Raw genomic sequence first — 703 nt, forward strand, 5'->3', positions numbered from 1 at the left:
TGATCTGACTCATTTACCTAGCCTGCGCTCTGTGTAATGGTTTCCTTAAACAATAAGAGGAGGCTATATGACCAAGCAATCCGTTTCCATTGCCATCGCTGGCTACGGCGGTACGGGTGTTATCACAACCGGACAGTTACTGCTCAAGGCTTGCGCCAAAGCAGGCTACTTCGGTTTGGCGCAACGCTCTTTCGGGCCGCAAATAAGGGGAGGGGAGTCTTTAAGCCTTCTTCGTTTTTCAAATCATCCTGTTCAATCCCCTGATGACTATTTCGACTTACTCGTCTTGCTTGATACTGACCATGTCACGCGTTTTAGTGCTGAAGTGCCATTGAACGAAAACAGTGTCGTTATCATAGGGAAAGATCAGACTAAGACTCCAGAGTTTGTTAAAGACTCTGGTGCTCGCGTCGTCGAGCTTCCATTGGATACACTGGCAAGTGAGACCGCTGATGGCGGAGAGAATATTGTCGCTGCGGGCCTGTTAGCTAAATNCTTAGGTTTGGAGCAAGGCACGATACAGAAGGTATTGAGAGAGCACTTTGCCAAGAAAGAAGAGTTGCTGTCGCAGGCTGAAGACTGGTTAATTGCGGGTTGGAACCTGGCTGACCAATACCAGGAAGTGGCGCAAGTTCAATTGGCAGATAAGAGTGAAAAATCTCCACAATGGTTGGTAAATGGTAGTGAGTCTTGTGGTCTCGGT

Annotated in this window: 1 protein-coding gene; it reads left to right on the forward strand. The window is 48.0% G+C overall.

The genetic code is table 11. The features are described from left to right. Positions 1–67: 67 nt before the first annotated feature. Positions 68–703 (forward strand): 2-oxoacid:acceptor oxidoreductase family protein (locus A3729_RS04870; RefSeq protein ID WP_197475565.1); only part of this gene is annotated, 636 nt, incomplete at its 3' end.

The sequence above is a fragment of the Oleiphilus sp. HI0043 genome (assembly GCF_001634935.1).